This is a genomic window from Caulobacter sp. CCG-8 (assembly GCF_037402475.1).
In the GTDB taxonomy this organism is placed as follows: Bacteria; Pseudomonadota; Alphaproteobacteria; order Caulobacterales; family Caulobacteraceae; genus Caulobacter.
Window position 1 is genome coordinate 103233 of the sequence record NZ_JBBEUD010000014.1, and the last position, 22563, is coordinate 125795.

General features: G+C 69.2%; 16 protein-coding genes. 13 read left to right on the forward strand and 3 right to left on the reverse strand.

Annotated elements, in window-relative coordinates; translation table 11 throughout:
* Nucleotides 1-103: 103 nt before the first annotated feature.
* Together WAE60_RS15040 and WAE60_RS15045 are read left to right on the forward strand one after the other, a co-directional pair.
* Nucleotides 104-1264: an alpha/beta hydrolase gene (locus WAE60_RS15040; RefSeq protein ID WP_337687398.1), complete on the forward strand. Its 1161-nt coding sequence runs from the start codon at nucleotides 104-106 to the stop codon at nucleotides 1262-1264.
* Between the two features lie 135 nt (nucleotides 1265-1399).
* Nucleotides 1400-2770: a glycosyl hydrolase family 28 protein gene (locus WAE60_RS15045; protein WP_337687400.1), complete on the forward strand. Its 1371-nt coding sequence runs from the start codon at nucleotides 1400-1402 to the stop codon at nucleotides 2768-2770.
* A gap of 297 nt (nucleotides 2771-3067) precedes the next feature.
* Here the strand turns inward: WAE60_RS15045 and WAE60_RS15050 are convergent, their stop codons facing one another.
* A complete protein-coding gene (locus WAE60_RS15050; RefSeq protein ID WP_337687401.1) occupies nucleotides 3068-3958 on the reverse strand; it encodes a LysR family transcriptional regulator in 891 nt (296 codons plus the stop codon).
* A gap of 93 nt (nucleotides 3959-4051) precedes the next feature.
* On the opposite strand from WAE60_RS15050, the gene WAE60_RS15055 reads away from it, so the two are divergent.
* From WAE60_RS15055 to WAE60_RS15085, 7 genes are all read left to right on the forward strand, one after another.
* Nucleotides 4052-5248, forward strand: coding sequence for a mandelate racemase/muconate lactonizing enzyme family protein (locus tag WAE60_RS15055; RefSeq protein WP_337687402.1), 1197 nt, complete (start codon nucleotides 4052-4054; stop codon nucleotides 5246-5248).
* Nucleotides 5249-5328: 80 nt separating this feature from the next.
* Nucleotides 5329-6588, forward strand: coding sequence for a C4-dicarboxylate transporter DctA (gene dctA, locus WAE60_RS15060; protein WP_156035781.1), 1260 nt, complete (start codon nucleotides 5329-5331; stop codon nucleotides 6586-6588).
* A 71-nt stretch (nucleotides 6589-6659) separates the two neighbouring features.
* Complete coding sequence (locus WAE60_RS15065) at nucleotides 6660-10439, forward strand: LamG-like jellyroll fold domain-containing protein (protein ID WP_337687403.1); 3780 nt, start codon at nucleotides 6660-6662, stop codon at nucleotides 10437-10439.
* Nucleotides 10440-10490: 51 nt separating this feature from the next.
* A complete protein-coding gene (locus WAE60_RS15070) occupies nucleotides 10491-10694 on the forward strand; it encodes a hypothetical protein (protein ID WP_029912718.1) in 204 nt (67 codons plus the stop codon).
* 220 nt (nucleotides 10695-10914) lie between these two features.
* Nucleotides 10915-13704: a TonB-dependent receptor gene (locus WAE60_RS15075; RefSeq protein WP_051695650.1), complete on the forward strand. Its 2790-nt coding sequence runs from the start codon at nucleotides 10915-10917 to the stop codon at nucleotides 13702-13704.
* A gap of 144 nt (nucleotides 13705-13848) precedes the next feature.
* Nucleotides 13849-15003, forward strand: a complete 1155-nt coding sequence (locus WAE60_RS15080) for a YncE family protein (protein ID WP_337687404.1) — start codon at nucleotides 13849-13851, stop codon at nucleotides 15001-15003.
* 272 nt (nucleotides 15004-15275) lie between these two features.
* Nucleotides 15276-15554, forward strand: coding sequence for an HU family DNA-binding protein (locus WAE60_RS15085; protein ID WP_029912708.1), 279 nt, complete (start codon nucleotides 15276-15278; stop codon nucleotides 15552-15554).
* Between the two features lie 189 nt (nucleotides 15555-15743).
* On the opposite strand, the gene WAE60_RS15090 is transcribed toward WAE60_RS15085, so the two are convergent.
* Together WAE60_RS15090 and WAE60_RS15095 are read right to left on the reverse strand one after the other, a co-directional pair.
* On the reverse strand, nucleotides 15744-16562 hold the full coding sequence (locus WAE60_RS15090) for a LytTR family DNA-binding domain-containing protein (RefSeq protein WP_337687405.1): 819 nt from the start codon (nucleotides 16560-16562) through the stop codon (nucleotides 15744-15746).
* A 10-nt stretch (nucleotides 16563-16572) separates the two neighbouring features.
* Complete coding sequence (locus tag WAE60_RS15095) at nucleotides 16573-17631, reverse strand: histidine kinase (RefSeq protein WP_051695643.1); 1059 nt, start codon at nucleotides 17629-17631, stop codon at nucleotides 16573-16575.
* 181 nt (nucleotides 17632-17812) lie between these two features.
* Here WAE60_RS15095 and WAE60_RS15100 point away from each other — a divergent pair, with 181 nt between their 5' ends.
* The 4 genes from WAE60_RS15100 (at nucleotide 17813) to WAE60_RS15115 (ending at nucleotide 22510) form a co-directional block, all read left to right on the forward strand.
* Nucleotides 17813-18082 (forward strand): hypothetical protein, encoded by a 270-nt coding sequence (locus tag WAE60_RS15100; protein ID WP_337687406.1) that lies wholly within the window; start codon nucleotides 17813-17815, stop codon nucleotides 18080-18082.
* Nucleotides 18072-18515 carry a MarR family transcriptional regulator gene (locus WAE60_RS15105; protein ID WP_337687407.1) on the forward strand — a complete coding sequence of 148 codons (444 nt, stop codon included), beginning with the start codon at nucleotides 18072-18074 and terminating at the stop codon, nucleotides 18513-18515. Before WAE60_RS15100 ends, WAE60_RS15105 begins: the two co-directional genes overlap by 11 nt.
* Before the next feature lie 8 nt (nucleotides 18516-18523).
* Nucleotides 18524-19054 carry a hypothetical protein gene (locus tag WAE60_RS15110; RefSeq protein WP_337687408.1) on the forward strand — a complete coding sequence of 177 codons (531 nt, stop codon included), beginning with the start codon at nucleotides 18524-18526 and terminating at the stop codon, nucleotides 19052-19054.
* A 252-nt stretch (nucleotides 19055-19306) separates the two neighbouring features.
* Nucleotides 19307-22510 carry a TonB-dependent receptor gene (locus WAE60_RS15115; RefSeq protein ID WP_337687409.1) on the forward strand — a complete coding sequence of 1068 codons (3204 nt, stop codon included), beginning with the start codon at nucleotides 19307-19309 and terminating at the stop codon, nucleotides 22508-22510.
* Nucleotides 22511-22563: the final 53 nt, after the last annotated feature.

A 22563-nucleotide genomic window follows, 5' to 3' on the forward strand; every position in this document is an offset into this window, starting at 1 on the left:
TCAAGTGTCGCGCCATGCCGAACGGACATGGCGCGAGATCGGTTCGGCATTGGCCATCGCCCCCTGCCCGGCCCAGGCTGCGCGAAAATGGGAGGCTGTGAGGATGGCGAGCATTCGAGGCTGGCGCGGCTTGGCGATGGCGGCGGCGCTGGGCCTGTCGATGGCGGCGCCCGTACAGGCCGCCGCGCCCTCCCCCGCGATCGCCGATGTCGGGACCTTCTTCGTCGGCGGCCACTACGCCGAGGGCGGCAAGGTCATGACCGGCCAGGCCCACGTGCTGTACCTGACGCCCGCCAAGCGGCGGCACAAGACGGCCCTGGTGTTCATCCCCGGCGCCGGCCAGACCATCACCAACTTCCTGTCGACGCCGGACGGCCGCCCCGGCTGGGCCAAGCAGTTCGTCGACCAGGGCTGGGCGGTCTATCTGATGGACCAGCCGGGGCGCGGCGCCTCGGGTTACGACGAGAAGGCCTACGGCCCGGCCAACCGCCAGCCGCCGGACTTCGTCGCCAAGCGCTTCACCGCCCCGCAGGACTTCCCGCCCCAGGACGGCCAGCCCCAGGGCTGGCCCCAGGCCCGGCTGCACGACCAGTGGCCCGGGACCACCGGCAGGCCGGGCGACCCGATCTTCGACCAGTTCTACGCCTCGCAGGTCTCGAGCACGGGCGGCGGCGTCTCGGCCAAGCTGGTGGCCGACGCGGGCGCGGCCCTGCTCGACAGGATCGGCCCGGCCGTGATCGTCACCCACTCGCAGTCCGGCGCGTTCGGCTGGGCGATCGGCGAGGCGCGGCCGGACCTGGTCAAGGCCATCGTCGCGGTCGAGCCCAGCGGCCCGCCGTTCTTCGGCGCCCCGCCGCCGTGGGGCGACAGCGATCCGGACAAGCTCTCGCGTCCCTGGGGCCTGACGACCACGCCCCTGACCTACGATCCGCCCCTGGCCGACCCCGCCGACCTGGCCAGGGTCCAGGAGGCCGCGCCTGAGCACCCCGACCTGGTCCGCTGCTGGCGGCAGGCCGAGCCGGCGCGGAGGCTGGCGAACCTGTCGCGCTTCCCGGTCATGATCCTGATGTCGGAGGCCTCGTACCACGCCGGCTACGATCACTGCACGGCGCGCTACCTGACCCAGGCCGGTGTGAAGACCGACCTCGTCCGCATGGCCGACCACGGCCTGCACGGCGACGGCCACATGCTGATGCTGGAGAAGCACAGCGCCGAGGCGGCCAAGCTGATCGAGACCTGGCTGGACGGCCGCAAGCTGGATTGAAGCCCCGGCCGGGCCATGCCCGTTCGGCATGACCTCGACCGTCATCGGCATGGGCGCTGAACCGCGACGCGCCCTAGACTGCGCCGCCGCCAGCGACGCGCAGCCGTCGCGACGAACCTTAGGGATGACCGACCGATGAAGACCTCGACCGCGCGCCGCCTGATGCTCGCCTCCGCCGCGCTCGCCGCCCTGGCCGGGACCGCCGCCCACGCCCAATCGGTCAACCGCTTCCCCGACAAGGTCTGCGACGTGCGCGAGCACGGGGCCGGCGGCACGCGCATCTGGTTCGACACCGAGGCCTTCCAGTCCGCCATCGACGATTGCGCCAAGGCCGGCGGCGGCACGGTGCGGGTGGTGCGCGGCGAATATCTGATCGGCCCGATCTGGCTGAAGTCCAACATCCGGCTCGAGATCCAGAAGGGCGCCGAGGTGCTGGCCGCCACCGACCCGGCCCTGTTCCCGCAGGGCGAACGGGCCGGGCTGATCAACGTCAAGGACGCCGACAACGTCGCCGTGGTCGGCGAGGGCCTGATCGACGGCCAAGGCGCGGTCTGGTGGGAGCGCATCCGGGCGATCTGGCGCTCCAGCCCCAACTTCGCCACCGACGGCCAGGCACGCCAGCAGCAGAAGGACGACCGTCCGCGCCTGATCCTGGTCAGCCACAGCACCAATGTCCGCTTCGAGGGCGTGCGGATCGAGAACTCGCCGTCGTTCCACCTGGTGCTGAACGACAGCGACCACGTGACGATCGACCGTGTACGGATCACCGCCCCGTCCAGCGCTCCGAACACCGACGCCATCGACCCGATCAACAGCCGCCACGTGGTGATCACCAACAACGTCATCAGCGTCGGCGACGACATCGTGGCGGTGAAGTCGAACGGGCCGGACGCCCGCTATCCGGACGCGGTGTCGTCCGACATCCTGATCTCGGGCAACACCATCCTGGCGGGCCGCGGCATCTGCATCGGCAGCGGCACCAGCGGCGGCGTGGCCCGCGTGCGGGTCGAGAACAACAGCTTCGACGGCTCGATGTACGGCCTGCGGATCAAAACCATGCGCGGCAAGGGCGGCAAGGTCCGCGACGTGGTGTTCAAGGACAACCGCATGACCGACGTCGAGACCCCGCTGGTCTTCACCAGCTACTACGAGTACCGCCCGCTCGACATCAAGGCCGCCAGCGCCCAGCTGAAGCCCGGCGGCTTCATGCTGGGCAACCAGATCTGGCCGGGGCCGGACGACGCGGCCCAGCCGGTGGTCGTCGACAAGACGCCGGACATGGACGGGATCGTGGTCGACGGCCTGACCGCCACCGGCGCCGACCTGGCCGGCATCGCCGTGGGCCTGCCCGAGCGCCCGATCGCGGGCCTGACCCTGCGCAATGTCCGCATCGAGGCCAAGCGCGGCCTGCTGGTCCGCAACGCCGCCGTCACGACGGCCAGGACCGTGGTGGCCGCGACGGACGGAACGCCGTTCAAGATCGAGGCCGGCGGATCGGTGAAGTAATCCCCCCAACTCCGCTCATCCCGGCGAAAGCCGGGACCCAGATGGAAAAGCTTTGAAGCTGACGCCACGAGCGTTGAGCCTCTCCAATCAGCCACACCGCTTTGGGACCTGGGTCCCGGCATTCGCCGCGATGAGCGGTTGAAGAACTATGCCGATCAGGCATGGCGCTAGGCCGTTTCGGCATTGGCGGCCATCGCATCGAAACCCTAAGTTGCACATGTCGCCGTCAGGGGCGACCCACGTCCATCACTGTGACACCAGGGCGCCGATAGTCCCCCCCATCGGCGCCCTTTCTTTTTACCGCCCCGCCAGCTCGCTCCAGAACGCCTCGGCGGCCGGGCTCTGGCGGGTGATCGGACGGAAGACCCGGATGTCGACCGGGATTTCCAGATCGACCCCGCCGGCCCGCACCAGCCGTCCCAGGGCGACCTCGGTCTCGACCAGGCTGACCGGCAGCCAGGCCACGCCCCTGCCCTCGCGCGCCATGGTCATCAGGCTGGCCGCCAGCCGTGCCGAGAACACCGTGCGCAGCCCCTGGATGCGGTCGGCGAAGCGCTGGGCCTCGACGATCCGCCCCAGGCCCGACTCGTCGCTATAGGCCAGGTACGGGACCTCCTCGGCGCCGTCGATCAGGCTCCAGCGCGGCTTGCCGTCGGCGTCCGGCGCCGAGAACGGCGCCAGGGCGTCCTGACCGACCACCGCCGAGCGGAACTGAGCCCCGAACCGGCTGGGCGCGGCGGCGTGGTGATGGCACAGCAGGAACTGCGCCTCGCCGTGCATCATCAGTTCCTCGCAGGCCTGCATGCTGTCGGAGATCAGCCGGATCGGACCCATGTTGGTCCCGGCCTCCAGGTCGCGCATCCATTGCGGGAAGAAGGTGAAGGACAGGGCGTGGGTGGCGGCGAAGCGCAGGGTGGCCGCCTCCTGCCCGCCCGCCTCGCGGCTCTCGCGACGCAGCTGGATGATCCGGCGGATCAGCTCGTCGGCGCCCGTGCGGAACTGCTGGCCGGCGGCGGTCAGGGTGACGCCCGGGGTGGCCCGATCGAACAGCGGCGCGCCCACCCAGTCCTCCAGGGCCCGCACCCGGCGGCTGAAGGCGGGCTGGGTCACGTGCCGGTTCTCGGCCGCCCGCGAGAAGTTCCCCGTCTCGGCCAGGGCGACGAAATCTTCGAGCCAGATCAATTCCATAGATGATGCCTGTTGCGCATAGCGATCGCCGAGAACGGCATTGGCTCGCGGTTTTCCGCTTGCCTAGGGTCCAGTCACCAACTGGAGAACACCGTGCGTATCCTCGACATCCGCGAGAAGACCGTTTCCATCGCCTCGCCGATCGCCAATGCCTATATCGACTTCTCGAAGATGACTTGCTCGGTCGTCGCCGTCATCACCGATGTGGTGCGCGATGGCAAGCCGGTGATCGGCTACGGCTTCAATTCCAACGGCCGGTACGGCCAGGGCGCCCTGATGCGCGAGCGCTTCCTGCCGCGCCTGGCCGAGGCCGCGCCGGACAGCCTGATCGACCAGGACAACGACAACCTCGACCCGTTCGCCATCTGGAAGACCCTGATGACGAACGAGAAGCCCGGCGGGCACGGCGAGCGCTCGGTCGCCGTCGGCACGCTGGACATGGCCGTCTGGGACGCCGTGGCCAAGATCGCCGGCAAGCCCCTCTACCGCCTGCTGGCCGACCGCTATCGGGACGGCCAGGCCGACGACAAGGTCTGGGTCTACGCCGCCGGCGGCTACTACTATCCGGGCAAGGACGACGCCCAGCTGCAGGCCGAGATGCGCAGCTATCGCGACCGCGGCTACAAGGTCGTGAAGATGAAGATCGGCGGCGCGTCGCTGGACGTCGACCTGCGCCGCATCGAGTCGGTGCTGGAGATCGTCGGCGACGGCCAGAACCTGGCGGTCGACGCCAACGGCCGCTTCGACCTGGAGACCGGCCTGGCCTACGCCGAGGCCCTGAAGCCCTACAACCTGTTCTGGTACGAGGAAGTGGGCGACCCGCTGGACTACGCCCTGCAGGCCGAGCTCTCGAAGCACTACGAGCTGCCCATGGCCACCGGCGAGAACCTGTTCTCGCACCAGGACGCCCGCAACCTGCTGCGCCACGGCGGCATGCGCCCCGACCGCGACTACCTGCAGTTCGACTGCGCGCTGTCATACGGCCTTGTCGAATATCTGCGAACGCTCGAGGTCCTCGACCAGAACGGCTGGTCGTCGCGTCGGATCGTGCCGCACGGGGGGCACCAGATGTCGCTGAACATCGCCGCCGGCCTGCACCTGGGCGGCAACGAGTCCTATCCGGACGTCTTCAAGCCGTTCGGCGGCTTCGCGGACGGCATCGCGGTCGAGAACGGCTATGTCGGCCTGCCCGACGTGCCGGGCGTCGGCTTCGAGGCCAAGTCGGAGCTGATCGCCCTGATGCGGACCCTGACCGAGGACGTGACCCTGGCCAGCATCAAGGCCGCCTAGAACACCGCACGACCAGAAGACCCGGCGGTCCAACGCCGGGCTTCCTTCAAGGGGAAACGACCATTCCGACGCTCAAGAGACTGCTCTCCCAGATCTACGTCCAGGTGCTGATCGCCATCGTGATCGGCGCTCTCGTCGGTCTGTGGTTCCCCCACGTCGGGACGGCGCTGAAACCCCTGGCCGACGGCTTCATCAAGCTGATCAAGATGCTGCTGGCGCCGATCATCTTCGGCACCGTGGTGGTCGGCATGGCCAAGATGGGCGATCTCAAGGAGGTGGGCCGCATCGGCGTCAAGGCGCTGGTCTATTTCGAGGTGCTGTCGACCATCGCCCTGATCATCGGGCTGATCGTCGTCAACCTGCTCAAGCCCGGCGCGGGCATGAACATCGACGCGTCCAACCTCGACGGCCACGCCCTGGCCAGCTTCACCGAGGCGGCCAAGGAACAGGGCGTCGTGCCGTTCCTGATGGACATCATCCCCACCACCCTGGTCGACGCCTTCGCCAAGGGCGCGATGCTGCAGGTCATCCTGCTGTCGGTCCTGATCGGGGCCGGGATCAGCCAGATGGGCGCGCGCGCCAAGCCGCTGGTCGAGATGCTGGACCTGTTCCTGGAGGCGATCTTCAAGGTCGTGGGCATGGTCATGCGCCTGGCCCCGCTGGGCGCCGGCGCGGGCGTGGCCTTCACGATCGGCAAGTACGGGATCGGCACCCTGTGGTCGCTGGCCCACCTGCTGGTCGCCCTCTACGTCACCAGCCTGTTCTTCGTGGTGGTGGTGCTGGGCGGGGTAATGCGGGCCGCCGGCCTGCCGTTCTGGGCCTTCCTGCGCTTCATCCGCGAGGAGATCTTCGTGGTGCTGGGCACCTGCTCGACCGAGGCCGTGCTGCCCCGGCTGATGCAGAAGCTGGAGGACCTGGGCTGCGCCAAGCCGGTGGTCGGGCTGGTCCTGCCGACCGGCTACACCTTCAACGCCGACGGCACCTGCATCTATCTGACCCTGGCCACGGTGTTCGTCGCCCAGGCCACCAACACCCACCTGGGCCTGATGGACCAGCTGGTGATCCTGGCCGTGCTGCTGCTGACCTCCAAGGGTTCGGCCGGCGTGGCCGGCGCGGGCTTCATCACCCTGGCCGCCACCCTGTCGACCCTGCACGCCGTGCCGGTCAGCGGCCTGGTCCTGCTGCTGGGCGTCGACCGCTTCCTGAACGAAGCCCGCGCCGTGACCAACCTGATCGGCAACAGCGTCGCCACCGTGGCCATCGCCAAGTGGGACGGCGCCCTGGACATGGACAAGGCCCGCGAAACCCTCGCCGGCCGAAACAAACCTGCAACGTCTTGAAATTAGCGTGGCCCTGAATGACACCGGTTTCCAAAACAAGACTCGATACGAGCGTTTCTAGGGAGGGGCGAGTGGCCCGCGTAAACCAGACCCTCCGGGCCGCCCTGTTGCTGTCGGCCGCGCTAACGGCCGTTCCGGCCTTCGCCCACGCCGCTGACTCCCAGCAGAGCGATGGGGGCCTGCTGTTCCACCTGACCGGCGACAAGGGCCTGACCGCCGACGTCGCGGGCGGGGTGGCGGTTCCCAACTTCGCCGACAAGGTCAAGATCCAGAAGGACCCGGTCCACGGCCCCTATATCGAGGCGTCCGGCGACGAGACGCTCAGCTGGATGGCCCCGGGCAACATCTACGCCCAGCGCGGCACGCTCAGCTTCTACTGGCGGGCCCGCGAGCCGGTCGGGACCACGCCCTTCCCGCTGTTCCGCGTCGGCTACGCCGACCACACCAGCTGGGACATGGCCTGGCTGCGCATCGACTGGAACGGCAAGGGCTTCGACGCCTTCGTCACCGACGACAACCTCTCGCGAGTGCGGGTCAGCACGACGGCCGAGGCGCCCAAGCCCGACCAATGGATCCTGGTCACCTTCACCTGGGACGAGACCAAGGGCATCGCCCTCTACATCGACGGCAAGCCGGTGGCCTCCAAGGCCCAGGCCGCCGCCCTGGACGCGGGGCTGGACCAGTTCGGCCCGCACAGCCGGGTGATCTCGCCCCACCAGGTGCAGAGCGCCTACCAGTTCATCCGCGGCGGCGACGTCGACGACATCCGTGTCTACGACCACGTCCTGGACGACGCCGCCGTCGCCGGCCTGGCCGCCGGCAAGGACCCCGCCCCGGCCGCGCCGGTCGTCGCCGACGCCAAGACCTGGGCCTATCGCTACGGCTGGAACCGCCCGGCCGATCCGCCGCCGTACCTGGCCGACGCCAGGACGACGATCCGCAAGGTCGAGTTCACCGACCAGTACGACATCAAGGAGCGCATGAGCCTGGGCTCGGACGGCATCCCCGAGACCACCTGGCCCGGCGTCTACAACCGCTCGAAGCTGCCCGGCCGCCACGACTATTTCGAGCTGCCGGACTGGAACGTCTATGTGGAGGGCGGCAAGGCCGTCACCTTCACCCTGCCGGACGAGCCCTATAACCGCCTGGAGTTCCAGGGCGCGGCCTACGGCGCCCTGACCACCATCGACGCGGCCGGCAAGGAGACCCCGCTGGCCAAGCGGCCCAAGGGCGAACTGCGCACCTTCAACCAGTTCGCGGCCCTGAGGGGCGGCAAGTTGCGGTTCGACAACGTGGTGCAGGAAACCCCGATCCAGGAGCTGGGGGCCTACAACGTCAGCGCCGCCGCCGAGCCGGACGAGTTCACCCTGAGCTACGTCGTGCGCCCGGGCGCCGACCCGGCCACCTACCCGACGCTGGACGAGCTCTCGACCTTCGTGAAGGGCCGTTACGCGGCCGGCGAGCGGACCACCGTGGCCGCCCTGCCCGCCGGCGCCCCGCTCAAGGCGCGCGCCGACGTCGCCGGCCCCAGCCAGCCGATCGTCCACATCCTGATCCCCGCCGATTTCCGCCTGGGCCGCCCCGGCGGTCCGGTGGGCAAGTTCGAGTACGGCTGGCAAGGCGCCGACCTTGGCCTGGACGGCGTGGCGATCGACATCCCCGCCCTTAACGTCAAGGCCACCCACGGCGGCCTGTTCCCGCTGAACATCAAGGTCAAGGACCCGCTGTGGCCGGGCCGCGACCTGCTGGACGTCAACGTCTCGGTCAAGCCGGGCGAGGCCCGCACGGTGTTCCTCGACACCCGCGACCGCATCCTGCCCGCCGGCAAGAGCCTGTATCTGAGCATCGCCGGCGCGGGTTCGGACTTCGACGCCAAGTCGCTGGACGGCATGGCCGTGCGCCTGAAGTTCAAGCCGGCCGACGACGCCAAGGCCGAGCACGTCGCCGACCGTCTGGCCCAGGCCCGCGACAACCTGGCCTTCCTGGTCGAGGAGCACGACGTCTCCAAGCGCCTGGCCCGCTACGCCCGCCTGGACCTGGAGCTGTCCGACCTGCTGAAGGTCGACCCCAAGAACCAGCACGGCCGCGAGATGTGGTTCGAGCTCAATCCCGAGCAGCCGGGTCCGGCCGTCGCCCTGCCGAACGCCCCGCCCGGCGTGCCCAAGTGGGCGTTCCTGCAGGTCGAGGACCTCAAGCGGGTCCGCAAGTTCATCGAGTGGTGGATCGACAACCGCCAGTCGCCCTACGGCGACTTCGGCGGCGGCATCTCGGACGACAACGACCTGACCCACCAGTGGCCGCCCCTGGCCCTGATGGGCGACATCCCGGACAAGGCCACGGCCTCGCTGAACGCCCTGCTCGACGCGGCCTACAAGAACGACATGATGCCGCTGGGCCTGGGCAAGATCAAAACCGACGAGCTGCACTCGTACGAGGAGGCGATCAACCTCAAGGCCGAGGCCATGTACACCAGCTTCGGCGATCCCAAGATCGTCGAGCGGCTGATGGAGACGGCCCGCGCCTATCCCACCGTGATGCACAAGGCCGAGGATGGCCACGTGCACGCCGTCAGCCGGTTCTTCTCGGCAACCGATGTGTCGCGCGACGGCCCCTGGGGCTGGTCGCACCCCTACTCGTATCTGATCCTGCACCCCGGCATCGTGCTGGCCGACTTCAACGGCGATCCGACCATCAAGACGCTGATCGTCGACCTGGCCGACGGCCACCTGGCGCACGGCAAGCAGGACCCGGACGGGACCTGGCGCTTCCCCGAGGACATCCACGCCGCCACCGGCCAGTCGCGCGGCGAACTGGTCGGCAAGGGCCGCGGCAACGTCTCGGCCATGCAGCTGTTCTGGGCCGCCTGGCGCTGGACCGGCGACGACAAGTACCTGCGTCCGCTGCAGGGCGAAATGGCGCGCACCGGCCTGAAGGGCGTCGACGAGCTCAACAGCGACGTGATCGACATGCTGGGCCTGCGCGACGCCCAGACCCCGGGCCTGAAGGCGGCGATCGCCAAGGGCGCCGACGATCCGTTCCTACTGTACGAGGCCTGGCGCTCGACCGGCGACACCGCCTATCTCGAAAAGGCCTATGGCGACGAGATCGTCACCGCCGAACGGCGGATGTGGATGGTCACCGAGGCCCACTGGTGGTCGGACCGCGTGGAGCTGTCCAGCGCCGTCCTGCAGCGCTCGCGCCTGGGCGCCATGGCCCTGGCCCGCAACCAGATGTTCCCCGGCGCCCTGGTCAGCTGGCGGTTCGACACTCCGACCGCGGCCGAGGACGTCGGCATCCTGGTCACCGGCGGACAGAAAAGCTTCAAGGTCACCGGCTACAACCTGACCACCCAGCCGATTCACGCGGTGATGACCGGATGGGACGTCGCCGCCGGCCGGTGGTCGGTGACGCGGGCCGTGGAAGGCGCGAGCGATCCGGCCGCTTCGGTGGCCCTCGAGCGCACCGTCGGCCTCGACATGACCTTCGCACCGGGCAAGACCACGACCTGGGAGTTCGCCCTGCAGACCCCCGCCGCCACGCCCGTCACCGACCGTCCCGACCTCGGGATCGGCCGCGACGACGTCAAGGCCGGCAAGTCGGGCCTGACCATCACCGTGCACAGCCTGGGCGCCAAGCCGGCTCCGGCCTCGGTGGTCGTGGTGGAGGACGCCTCGGGCAAGGAGCTGGCCCGGACCACCACCCCGGTCCTGCCCGCCCCGCTCGACCTGAAGCCCAAGACTGTTCAGGTCTCGCTCAAGGCCGGCTGGAAGACCGGCTACCGGGTCCGCATCCTCACCCCGGCCGACGCACCGGAAATCACCCAGCTCAACAACACCGTCATCGCCCCTTGATCCAACTTGGAGACCCCGGAGCGGACGCGCTCCGGGGGCGTTACCCTGCCCATGGCCGAAACCCTCACCGTACCCCGCGACATCGTCCAACGCCTGCGCGCCCGGCTGCCCGCCGTGACGCGCGAGCATCTGTTCGACTGCTATGCGATCAGCGAAACCACCTGGACCAAGCTGCGCGACGGCAAGCCGATCAAGCGTTCGACGCTAGAGCGCATCCTCCAGCGCTACGAACGGTTGATGTCGCTCGCGGCGTGATGCCGGACCGGCATCGCGACGTTCCGGAACGGCATTGGCGGCGCGCCGCCGGGAGCTCCTAGTCTCCTGGCGGGACGAGGTTCCGCCGCCGCTCCGAATGACCGGACCGAGCGCCGCCCCTTCCCGAAAACAGGACCGAACAGGGTCCGGACTAAAGTCCCGTCGGGAGGGAAGATACATGTCTACAGTTCAACGCCGCGTCTGGTTGGCGAGCGCGTCCATGGCCGCTGTCTGCTTCGGCCTCGCCGCCACCCCCGCCGCCGCGCGGCAGGCCGCGCCGGCCGCCGCCGATGATCAGACCTCGGTGGAAGAAGTGGTCGTCACCGGCTTCCGCTCCAGCCTGGCCAAGGCGCTGAACGTCAAGCGCGAGGAGTCGGCCGCCGTCGACTCCATCCTGGCCGAGGACATCGGCAAGTTCCCCGACCTGAACCTCTCGGAATCCATCCAGCGCATCCCCGGCGTCGCCCTGGCGCGCGACGGCGGCGAGGGCCGCCAGATCTCGGTGCGGGGCCTGGGTCCCCAGTTCACCCGCGTGCGCATCAACGGCATGGAAGCCCTGACCACCGCGGGCGGCTCGGACGCCGGCGGCGGCACCAACCGCGGCCGCTCGTTCGACTTCAACGTCTTCGCCTCGGACCTGTTCAGCGCCATCACCGTGCGCAAGACCGCCGAGGCGGCCATCGAGGAAGGCTCGCTGGGCGCCACGGTCGACCTGCGCACCGCCCGCCCCTTCGACTATCACGGCTTCAAGATGGCCGGCTCGGTGCAGGGCAGCTACAACGACCTGGCCAAGTCGACCAATCCGCGCGGCGCCTTCATGATCTCCAACACGTGGAAGGACGACACCTTCGGCGCGTTGCTGTCGGTCGCCTACACCAAGCGCCAGCTGGACGACAACGGCTCCTCGACCGTGCGCTGGGCCACCGGCAACGCCTTCAGCCCGGGCTTCGACGCCCTGCCCAACGGCGCGGGCCTGCCGACCACGGTCAACCCGGCCGCCGCCGCCAACAACGCCGCCTTCCACCCGCGCTTCCCGCGATACGACAACTACACCGACGACCAGAAGCGCCTGGGCGGCACCCTGTCGCTGCAGTGGCGGCCCACTGACAAGACCCTGCTGAGCTTCGACGCCCTCTACGCCGACTTCAAGGGCACGCGCGAGGAGCAGTACCTGGAGGCGCCGTCGTTCAGCGTCGGCGGGGCCTGCACGGCCGCCAACGTCGCCACCTCGTGCGGCATCGCCCAGACCCACGTGGTCTCGTCGACGATCGACAGCAACAACACCATGATCGCCGGCAAGTTCGACAACGTCGACCTGCGGGTCGAGAACCGCTTCGACGAGCTGGACACCAAGTTCACCCAGTTCGGCGTGAACCTCGAGCAGAACATCACCGACGACATCAAGATCACCGGCCTGCTCGGCCACTCCAAGTCCGACCACCAGAACCCGATCCAGACGACCGTCCAGTTCGACCAGTTCAACGTCCAGGGCTATTCCTACGACTACAGCGACGGCAACCTGCCCAAGATAGACTACGGCAGCGCGGCCCTGACCGACCCCACCAAGTGGGTGCTGACCCAGATCCGCGAGCGCCCGCAGTCGGCGGTCAACACCTATGACGTCGCCCAGTTGGACGGCGAATGGGCCAATCTCGGCATCTTCAAGCTGAGCGCCGGCGGCTCGTACAAGGAATACAAGTTCGACACCACCGAGGTGCGCCGCTCGAACGGCACCAGCACCAATATCGAGCCCACCGTGCCGGCCGCCCTGGTGGCGATCGACCGCTCGACCTACGGCAAGATCGCCAACTTCGCCGGCGTCGACGTGCTGATCCCCGACGTCCAGAAGGCCGCCTCGGTGCTCAGCCTCTACGACCAGACCGCCTATGGCGGCACGTTCAAGCTGGGCAAGGAGCCGGCGCTGGGCAACAACCGCGGCGTCGAGGAGAAGGACCTGGGCGGCTACGTCCAGGCCGACTTCAACACCGAGGTCGCCGGCCATCCCCTGCGCGGCAACTTCGGCGTTCGCTACGTCAAGACCAAGCAGAACTCGAACGGCTACACCTATGTCAGCGGCGCGCCGGTGGCGATCGAGGCGTCGCGCGAATACAGCGACACCCTGCCCTCGATGAACGTGGTCTACGAGCCGATGGACAACTTCCTGATCCGCTTCGGCGCGGCCAAGGTGATGTCGCGGCCGGACCTGGGCAGCCTGACGCCGGGCGCGACGATCAGCGTCTCGGGCGCGGGCCGCAGCGTCAGCGCCGGCAACCCCAACCTCGACCCGTTCCGGGCCAAGGCCTACGACCTGTCGTTCGAATGGTACTTCCAGCAGTCGGGCCTGCTGTCGCTGGCGCTGTTCAAGAAGGAGATCGGCAGCTTCGTCCAGACGCTGCAGACCAACTCGACCTTCACCGGCAACCCGTTCGGCCTGCCCGACAGCGTGGCCATCGCCGCCTGCGGCACGACCAACGGCTGCAGCGTGGACGCCCAGTGGCAGTTCACCGCCCCCAGCAACACCCCCGGCGGCGACCTGACCGGCTACGAGATCAACTACCAGCAGCCGCTGACCTTCCTGCCGGGCTTCCTCAGCCACACCGGCGTGCTGCTGAACTACACGCACGTCAAATCGTCGATCAACTACCTGAACGGCGCCGGCGCGGTGGTGGCCACGGCCAACCTGACGGGCCTGTCGCCCAGCTCGTACAACGCCACGATCTACTACGAGGACAGCAAATGGAGCGCCCGGGCCTCGGTGGCCTATCGTGACAGCTACCTGACCCGCGTCCCAGGTTCGGAAGCCGGCACCAACGCCGACGGCACCAACGAGACGCTGAACGTCGACGCCTCGCTGCAGTACACGATCAACGACCACTTCAAGCTCACCTTCGAAGGGGTGAACCTGACCGACGAGTACCAGGACCAGTTCAACGACTCCGTCGCCGACCGGAGCTCGTTCTACCACCACACGGGTCGCGAGTTCATTCTGGGCGTTCGCTACACCTACTAGTCCCGGATGAAGCGATGGCGCGGTGGATTTGTCCCCGCCGCGCGCATCGACAGCAGAGGCGCGCGAACGTCCCTCCCGGCGTTCGCGCGCTTTGCCGTTCGCAGCAACTGGCGCGCCGCGCGCCGAACCGTCAGGATCTTCCGCATGCCCGTCCGCCCGCTCCTCGCCGCCGTCCTGGCCCTGACCCTGGCCCAGACCCTGGCCGGGACGGGCCACGCCCAGATCGCGGTCTCGGCCAATGACGGCAAGCAGGTGCTGGACGACGGCGCCCAGGTGGTCCCGGCCCATCCGCGCCCGGACTCGGTGTCGCTGATCGACCTGTCGGCCTCGCCGCCCCGGATCGTCGGCGAGGTGGCCGCGCCGACCAGCGTCATCGGCCCGCCGTCCAGCGTCGCGGTGGCCCCGGACGGGTCGTTCGCCCTGGTCACCTCGGCCCGCAGGATCGACCCGGCCGACCCGACCCGGATCGTTCCCGACGACCTGGTCAGCATCATTGACCTGAAGGCCCTGAAGGTCACCGCCACCCTGCACGCCGGGGCCGGGGCCTCGGGGGTGTCGATCAACCGCGCCGGGACCCTGGCCCTGGTCGCCAACCGCGCCGAGGGCACGGTCAGCGTCTTCACCCTGGCGGACGGCGTCGCCGCGCCGGCCGGCAAGGTCAAGGTGGGCGACCCGGACTCCTCGCCGGCCATGCCGATCTTCTTCGACGGCGACCGCCGGGCGCTGGTCTCGCGCGACCACGACCACAGGATCGTCCAGCTGGCCGTCGACGGCGCGAAGGTGACCCTGACTTCCGTGAGCCTGGCGGCCGGGCTGCGGCCCTACCAGATCGACACCGACGGGCCGCGCCGCTTCGCGGTGTCGGGCAACATCGGCGGCGGCGGCCGCGACGTCGACACCATCAGCCTGATCGACCTGGCCCCGCCCGTCCCCGTCGTCGTCGACACCGTGTCGGTGGGCCTGACGCCCGAGGGGCTGAAGATGTCGCCCGACGGCCGTTACGTGGCCGTCAACGTCAACGAGGGCTCCAACCTCTCGACCAAGGCGCCCGGCTATCACCTCCAGGGGCTGGTCCAGGTCTGGCGGATCGACGGCCGACGGCTGGTCAAGGTGGCCCAGGCCCCGGTCGGCGCCTGGGGCCAGGGCGTGGCCTGGTCGCGCGATTCCCGGCGTCTTCTGGTCCAGTGCATGGTCGGCCAGACGGTCGAATCCTTCGCCTTCGACGGCCGGAAACTGCGTCACGAGGCGACCCTGGCCCTGCCCGCCGGCCCCGCCGCGATCCGCACCGTCGAACCCTAGCCGGGCGGTTCCCTCGGCGATTCTCGCGGATTCGCCTGTCGCCTTCGCACCCGCACAATCGGCCCGCCCTGCCGCCGGCGCCGAGATTTCCACAGCGATCAGCGCCGCCGAGCTCCTTTAAGGGGTTGATATGGCGGGGATTCTCCGCAAGCTGACGCCTGCCCGCCTTCGTCGGATCGGCGCGTTAACCCTTGTTCTCAACATGAGGTGACAAAGCGCGTTTGGCCCGGCAGGGTTGGGTCTCTTTTGATTCCCAGCAGATGAGCTGATTTATGAACGTTTCGGATCTGGTCGACGCCGCCGTGGCCGCCGACGACAAGCTGACCAAGGCTCAAGCCAAGGCCATCATCGACGGCGTCTTCAAGTCGCTGACGACCGCCGCCGTGAAGGGCGAAGAAGTCTCGATCCCGGGCTTCGGCAAGTTCAAGGTCCAGGCCAAGCCGGCCCGCACCGGCCGCAACCCCTCGACCGGCGCCGCGATCGAAATCGCCGCCAGCAAGAAGGTCGCCTTCACGCCGGCCAAGCAACTGAAGGACGCCGTCAACGGCTAATCCCTCGGCGAGCGGCCGGCCTCACCGCCGGCCGCTCATCCCGGCCTTCAAGCGACACGGCTGAAGCGCCCGCCCGTCGGCTCGCCCCACCCGGTCGAACGACGCGGCTCTTCCGGACAGCCTCTGGCGTCCGACGCGGCGGCTCCGCTCCGCGCCCCTCTCCAAGATATCCAGGCCTGCAGCGGCCTCTTACGAAGGCTCGGACGTCCGCGTCCGGCCCGACGAGCGCCGGAACAGCCGCCGCACCGCCGCGGCGTGGCTGCGGCCCACCGCCGGCCGGGCGCCGGTCGACAGCACCGCCGTCAGCCCGCCGCCGGGACGCGGCGCCAGCTGGGCCACCCGGTCGCGCTGGACCACCGCCGACCGATGGATGCGCACGAAGGCCTCGGGGTCCAGCCGCTCGACCAGGTTGCGGATCGAGTCCCGGACCAGATAGCTTCGCACGCCCACGTGCAGGCGGACATAGTCGCGCTCGGCCTCGATCCAGTCGAGGTCGCGCACCAGCACCCGCTGGGCCCCGCCCCGGCCGTCGATCCACAGCTCGGTCTCGAAGCGGCTGTCGGCGGCGCGCCCGCCTTCTCTCAGGTCCTGGACGATGGCCCGCAGCTCGCCGATCCGCTGCTCGGCCTCGCGCGCCCGGATCTGCGCCCGGGCCCGGGCCAGGGCCTCGGCCACCCGCGCCCCGTCGAAGGGCTTGAGCAGGTAGTCCACGGCCGCCAGGTCGAAGGCCTGGATGGCGTAGCGGTCGAAGGCGGTGGCGAAGATCACCACCGGGCCTTCTGGTCCGGCCAGGGCGCGGGCCACGCTGACCCCGTCGCGGCCCGGCATCTTGATGTCGATGATCACCACCTGGGCGGCGGTCTCGCGCGCCAGGGCCAGAGCCTGGTCGCCGTCGCTGGCCGTCGCCACGATCCGCACGCCCTCGACCTCGCCCGTCAGGCGGCGCAGGCGGCGCAGCGCCAGCGGCTCGTCGTCGGCCAGCAGGACGGTCAGGGCCTCGTCGCTCATGCCCGCTTCCTCATGCGCGCTCCACCGGCAGGTCCAGGCGCACCTGGAAGCCCCGGGGCTCGCGCGCGCCGCAGGTCAGGCGGGCGCGCTCGCCGTAGCGGGTCTCCAGGCGGCGGCGGACGTTCTCCAGCCCCACGCCCAGCCCGGGCGGCGCCCCGACCCCGCCGACGCCGTCGTCGGTGACGGTGACCGACATCATGGCGTCGCGCTCGGCGGCCACCACGACCTCGATGACCAGCGGCTCGCTACTGCGGGCCAAGCCGTGCTTGACCGCGTTCTCGATGATCGGCTGCAGGATCAGGTTGGGGACCAGGGCGTCGGTCAGGGCCCTGGGCGCGCGCTCCACATAGCGCAGCCGGTCGCCGAACCGGATCTGCTCGATGGCTACGTACTGCCGCTCGCCGTCCAGTTCCTCGGCCAGGGTGACCATCTCGCGCACGTCGCGCTCCAGCGACCGGCGCAGGAAGCCCGACAGGCCCAGGATCATCTGCTCGGCCCGGTCGTTCTGACGCTCCATCACCAGGGTCGCCAGGGCGTTGAGGGTGTTGAACAGGAAGTGCGGGCTGATCTGGTAGCGCAGCATGCGGTTCTGGGTCTCGGTGGCCAGCACCCGCGCCGCCTCCAGCTTGAACCGCGCCTCGCGCGCGGCCAGGTCGGCGTGGACGGCCGTGAAGATCGCCGCCCAGGCCGCGAAGAACCAGAACACCGTCCGGCCGATCAGCATCACGCCCCAGAAGGTCGAGTCCGGCCAGCGCGGCAGGATCTCGCAATAGATCACGTAGTCGACCACGCCGAAGACCAGCGCGCCGATCAGAGACAGGCCGGCGATCAGGGCCAGGCGCAGGCTGAACGGCCAGGGCGTCGAGCGCAGCAGCAGCGGCCGCATGGCCAGGCACATCAAGGCGCCGAACACACAGATGATCGCGCGCCGGACCGAGCCGTCCCAGAAGTGCGGGGCCTTGGCCGTGACCCAGCTGAGGGTCAGGGCGGCGTAGGCCAGCAGCCAGACCCCCGCCGTGGCGATCAGGATGGTCCGGGACTGCTGCTGCGCGGCCGGCGTCGACGTCATGGGCCATTGTCGCCGCTGGGCGGCCCCGCGCAAAGCGCCGTTCGCAGACGGAGCGGCGCCGTTGGCAGACGATCCCGCCGCTGGCAGCAGCACGCCGACCGTTGGTCTCCCGACGCCTGACACCGCGGCCCTGGCTGGCAAGATCGACGGGCAAGAGTCGATGCTCACGGAGAGGGCCCAGATGACCGCGCGCTCCAAGGACATCCCGATGCTGACCCTGCGAGCGCAGATCACCATCGAGGTCTCCGCCCTGGACTATGTCGAGGCGGCCGAGCACCAGAGGCGGGCGCAGGCCCTGCTCGAGGTCGTCCGCGCCGAATACGCCACCGCCGCCTTCACCTTCCACCACCTGCGGCCCCGGCTGAACGGCGAGACCAAGGCCGGCGAGACCGCCGCGCCGCGCCGCTACAGGACCCGCCCCAGCCTCCTGGCGGTCTATCATGACGGCTGAGGTCGTCCGCATCCGCCGCCGCGACGCCGTGCTGGCGGCGCTGGAGACCTTCCGGCGCATTCATCCCGCCATCAGCCTGACCAGCGTACGGGCCTTCCTCTATGTCGCCGAGAACCCCGGCATCAACGTCACCGAATTGGGCCTGGCCTGCGGCCTGACCGACGCCGGAGCCTCCCGCGTGGCGCGCGCCCTGGCGGGGCCCGGGATCGACCGGCCCCTGCCGCCGTCCTTGGACCTGCTGGACTGCGTGGTCGGGGTCGAGGACCCGCGCGAGCGCCGGCTGTGGCTGTCGCCGCGCGGCCAGGCCCTGGCCGCCCGCATCGAGCAGCTGATCGCCGCCCAGACCCCGATCGCCGCCGCGCCGGACCCGGCGCCCGCCGACGTCCGCGCGACGCCCGACGCCGCCCTTCATCGCGCCACGCGCGCCAACTGAGATCGACCATGGCCCTGTCCCCTTCCCCGTCCCGTTCCGCGCGCGAAATCAGCCCCGGCTTGGCCGTCGTGGCCGGCGGCGTGACGGCCGCATTGCTGGACATCACCTACGCCTTCACCTTCTTCGGCCTGACCCGCGGGACCGGCCCCGAGAAGATCCTGCACTCGATCGCCAGCGGCGTGCTGGGCAAGGCCGCCTACGCGGGCGGCGCGGCCGCCGCGGCCCTGGGCGGCGCCCTGCACGTCGGCATCGCCCTGGTCATGGCCCTGGTCTATGTCGCGGCCAGCCGCGCCCTGCCCGCCCTCAACCGCCGCCCCTGGCTGTGGGGACCGCTGTACGGGATCGGCTGCTACGTCGTGATGAATTACGTGGTCCTGCTGCTGCGGTTCGGCCCCCGCCCCCCGCCGCACCTCGACGTGCTGATCGGCGGCCTGGCCATCCACATGTTCGGGGTGGGCCTGCCCATCGCCCTGTTCGCGGCCCGCGCGGCCTGGCGCGGCCCCTCGATCCCGACCACCGTCCAAGTCCCCGCGGCCTGAACCAGGACCTCCGCCGAAAGAACACCCGCGCCGACGACGCCGGCGCGGGTGTTCGCGCGTGAACAATATTCACGCATAAAATACAGAATACGATAAATACACTTACGGCCCTGTACACAAATTCGACCGTGTCAGTATCGCGACAACATTTCAGTATTTTAATAATCAACCCTCGATCTATTGACCACAACGACCGTAATTCGCTGTCTGAGATAACGCGAAATCTCTTCGCGCTCACACACAGGGGGTTACATGTCCACCCATTCGAGTTCGCAACATCGACGATCCGCCACCCGGCGCGGACGGCTGCTGGCCACGACCATGGCGGCCGGCCTGGCCTCGGCCGCACCGCTCGCCTCCTTCTTGGGGCTGGCGATCCTGGCCGGCCTGGCGCCGCACCAGGCCCTGGCCCAGGACTACAGCTCGGGCGCCCTGGCCGGCACGGTCACCGACGCTTCCGGGACGCCCGTGGCCGGCGCCGCGATCAAGGTCAAGTCGCTGGCCCAGGGCTTCGAACGCGACCTGGTCACCGACGCCGACGGCCGGTTCCGCATCGCCCTGATCCCGTCGGGCGCCTATGCGGTGTCGATCAGCAAGGCCGGCTACCAGCCGGTCAACGACTCCAACGTCCGCGTCACCGTCGGCTCGACGGCCAATTTCGGCTTCACGATCAACGAGGAAGGCGCGAGCGTCTCCGAGGTGGTGGTCACCGGCACGGCCAATCCGCAGCTGGACTTCGCGGGCACCACGACCGGCCTGGTGGTCGATGTCGAGACCCTGACCAAGCAGGTGCCCATCGCCCGCAACGTCACCTCGCTGGTGCTGCTGGCCCCGTCGGCCATCCCCGCCGACTCCGCCACCAACTTCGTCGTCCAGGGCCAGTCCCAGCCGGCCGTGGGCGGCGCCTCGGTCGGCGAGAACGTCTTCTATATCAACGGCTTGAACATCACCAACTTCGTCAACGGCATCGGCGCGGCCGTGGTGCCGTTCGAGTTCTACAAGTCGGTCGAGGTCAAGACCGGCGGCTATCCCGCCGAGTTCGGCCGCGGCACCGGCGCGATGGTCAACGCCGTGACCAAGTCGGGCTCCAACGACTTCACCTTCGCCCTGCATGGCAGCTACGAGCCCGACAAGTGGCGCGAGCAGATGCCCAACACCACCATCTCGCGGAACTCGCTGGCCCACCGCACCGACAACAGCCTGACGGTCGAGGCCGGCGGCCCGATCATCCGCGACCGTCTGTTCTTCTACGGCCTGGCCACCTTCCAGGACCTGAAGGTGGAGAACGGGACCAACAACCCCAACCCCGCGCCCGGCGTCACCCGCGCCAGCGTCACCAAGGACCGCACGGCCGATCCGTTCTACGCCTTCAAGCTGGACGCCTACGTCACCAGCCGCCAGCACCTGGAGTTCACCTATTTCGACACCAGCCGGAAGCGCAAGCGCGACACCTACCAGTACCTGCTGGCCAACGACCAGGTCCTGCCCGACCGCTCCAGCGCCGACAGCCTGTACCAGGGCGGCGAGAACTACGTGGCCCGCTACACCGGCACCTTCACCGACTGGCTGACCCTGTCGGCCGCCTATGGCCGCAGCGAGGTCGACAACAAGTCGGTCAGCAACCTGCTGACCGAGCCCCTGATCCAGGACAACCGCTCGGGCACGGCCACCACCGTCAGCCGCCAGACCGCCAGTTCGTCGACCGTGCCGTCCCTGGCCAACCGCGAGTTCTACCGGGCCGACGCCGACCTCTATTTCAAGTTCTTCGGCGACCACCACATCCGCGGCGGCTTCGACGAGGAGAAGACCCTGCTGACCCAGTTCACCGTCCGCAACGGCGAGCGCAACTGGATCTACCGCAAGGCCGGGGCCAGCGGGGCCCAGGGCGGCGCGATCGGGCCGAACCAGGAATATGTCGAGATGCGCCGCTTCGAGACCGGCGGCGGCTATTCCGGGCGCAACAGGGCCTACTACATCCAGGACGCCTGGGACGTGACCGGCGACCTGACCCTGAACCTCGGCGTCCGCAAGGACCAGTTCAAGGTGATGAACCCGCTGGGCCAGGCGTTCTCGCAGTTCGACGACGAGATCGCCCTGCGCCTGGGCTTCGCCTACGACCTGTTCGGGAACCGCACCGACAAGCTGTACGGTTCGTACGGGCGCACCTACCTGCCGGTGGCCTCGAACACGGCGTTCCGCGCCGCCTCGCCCGCCATCGACGCCTCGGAGTTCTTCTTCCCGGTCGGCGGGCCGGGCTCGACCTTCACGCTCAATCCTCTGACCGGCAAGCCGATCGGCGGGGTGGGCGTCCAGGCCACGGGCGGCAGCCTGGTGCCCTGCGTGGCCACGGTGAAGAGCATCGCGCCGGTCAACACCCAGGCCTGCGTGATCCGCAACAACGGCCTGGCGCCGGCGCCCGACACCGTCTCGGCCCTGAACCTGAAGTCCACCTATCAGGACGAGTACATCATCGGCTACGAGCACCGGATCGACGCCCTGTGGAAGGTCGGCGTGAACCTGACCTACCGCAACCTGGGCCGGGTCAGCGAGGACACGGTGATGGACCAGGCGATCCGGGTCTGGTGCTCGGCCAACGGCTACGCCCAGACCAACGCCGCCAAGACCGGGTGCACCGACGTCTGGAACGGCTCGCACCAGTTCCTGATCATCAATCCGGGCAGCGACGTGGTGGTCAAGCTGTCCAATCCCCTGCCCGGCGAGACAACCGCCAAGACCATCACCATCAGCGCCCAGCAGATGGCCTTCCCCAAGGCCAAGCGCGAGTATCTGGGGCTGGAGCTGAACTTCGACCGCGAGTTCGACGGCAAGTGGGGCCTGCGCGGCTCGTACGTGCTGTCGGAATCGAAGGGCAATTTCGAAGGGGCGGCCCGCTCGGACAACGGCCAGACCGACGCCGGCATCACCGTCGACTTCGACCGCCTGGCCTATGTCCCCGGCACCTACGGCCTGCTGCCCAACCACCGCGGGCACCAGATCAAGCTGTTCGGCTCCTACGCCGTGCTCGAGGACCTGCTGCTGGGCGGCAATCTCTCGGTCCTGTCGCCACGCAAGTACGGCTGCATCGGCCTGGCGCCGCCCAACGCGGCGCCCGACTGGCAGGAGGCCAACGGCGACGGGGCCAACGCCCGCTTCTGCGGCGGCAAGATCGTCAACCGCGGGACCTCGTTCGACAGCGACTGGATCACCCGGTTCGACGTCTCGCTGCGCTACACCGTGCCGGCCCGCTTCGTGCCGGTCGTACCGGTGGTGGGCAGCAAGACCGACAGCAACCTCGTGCTGCGGGCCGACATCTTCAACCTGTTCAACCTGCAGGGCGGCACCGACTACGACGAGTTCGGCGAGACGGCCGGCGGGCTCTCCAGCCTGACCTACGGCCAGGTCCGGGCCTACCAGACGCCCCGCTCGGTGCGCCTGGGCTTCGACTGGCAGTTCTAGCCTGACGAAGACTTGAACCGAAATCGGGAGGCCGTTTCCGATCCGTCGGAAGC

Coding starts and splice junctions, on each gene's coding strand:
- WAE60_RS15105 (WP_337687407.1), top strand. CDS start 18,072: ATGACGGCTGAGGTCGTCCGCATCCGCCGCCGCGACGCCGTGCTGGCG.
- WAE60_RS15085 (WP_029912708.1), top strand. CDS start 15,276: ATGAACGTTTCGGATCTGGTCGACGCCGCCGTGGCCGCCGACGACAAG.
- WAE60_RS15070 (WP_029912718.1), top strand. CDS start 10,491: ATGGCCGAAACCCTCACCGTACCCCGCGACATCGTCCAACGCCTGCGC.
- WAE60_RS15075 (WP_051695650.1), top strand. CDS start 10,915: ATGGCCGCTGTCTGCTTCGGCCTCGCCGCCACCCCCGCCGCCGCGCGG.
- WAE60_RS15080 (WP_337687404.1), top strand. CDS start 13,849: ATGCCCGTCCGCCCGCTCCTCGCCGCCGTCCTGGCCCTGACCCTGGCC.
- WAE60_RS15110 (WP_337687408.1), top strand. CDS start 18,524: ATGGCCCTGTCCCCTTCCCCGTCCCGTTCCGCGCGCGAAATCAGCCCC.
- WAE60_RS15100 (WP_337687406.1), top strand. CDS start 17,813: ATGACCGCGCGCTCCAAGGACATCCCGATGCTGACCCTGCGAGCGCAG.
- WAE60_RS15045 (WP_337687400.1), top strand. CDS start 1,400: ATGAAGACCTCGACCGCGCGCCGCCTGATGCTCGCCTCCGCCGCGCTC.
- WAE60_RS15090 (WP_337687405.1), bottom strand. CDS start 16,562: ATGAGCGACGAGGCCCTGACCGTCCTGCTGGCCGACGACGAGCCGCTG.
- WAE60_RS15095 (WP_051695643.1), bottom strand. CDS start 17,631: ATGACGTCGACGCCGGCCGCGCAGCAGCAGTCCCGGACCATCCTGATC.
- WAE60_RS15115 (WP_337687409.1), top strand. CDS start 19,307: ATGTCCACCCATTCGAGTTCGCAACATCGACGATCCGCCACCCGGCGC.
- WAE60_RS15040 (WP_337687398.1), top strand. CDS start 104: ATGGCGAGCATTCGAGGCTGGCGCGGCTTGGCGATGGCGGCGGCGCTG.
- WAE60_RS15050 (WP_337687401.1), bottom strand. CDS start 3,958: ATGGAATTGATCTGGCTCGAAGATTTCGTCGCCCTGGCCGAGACGGGG.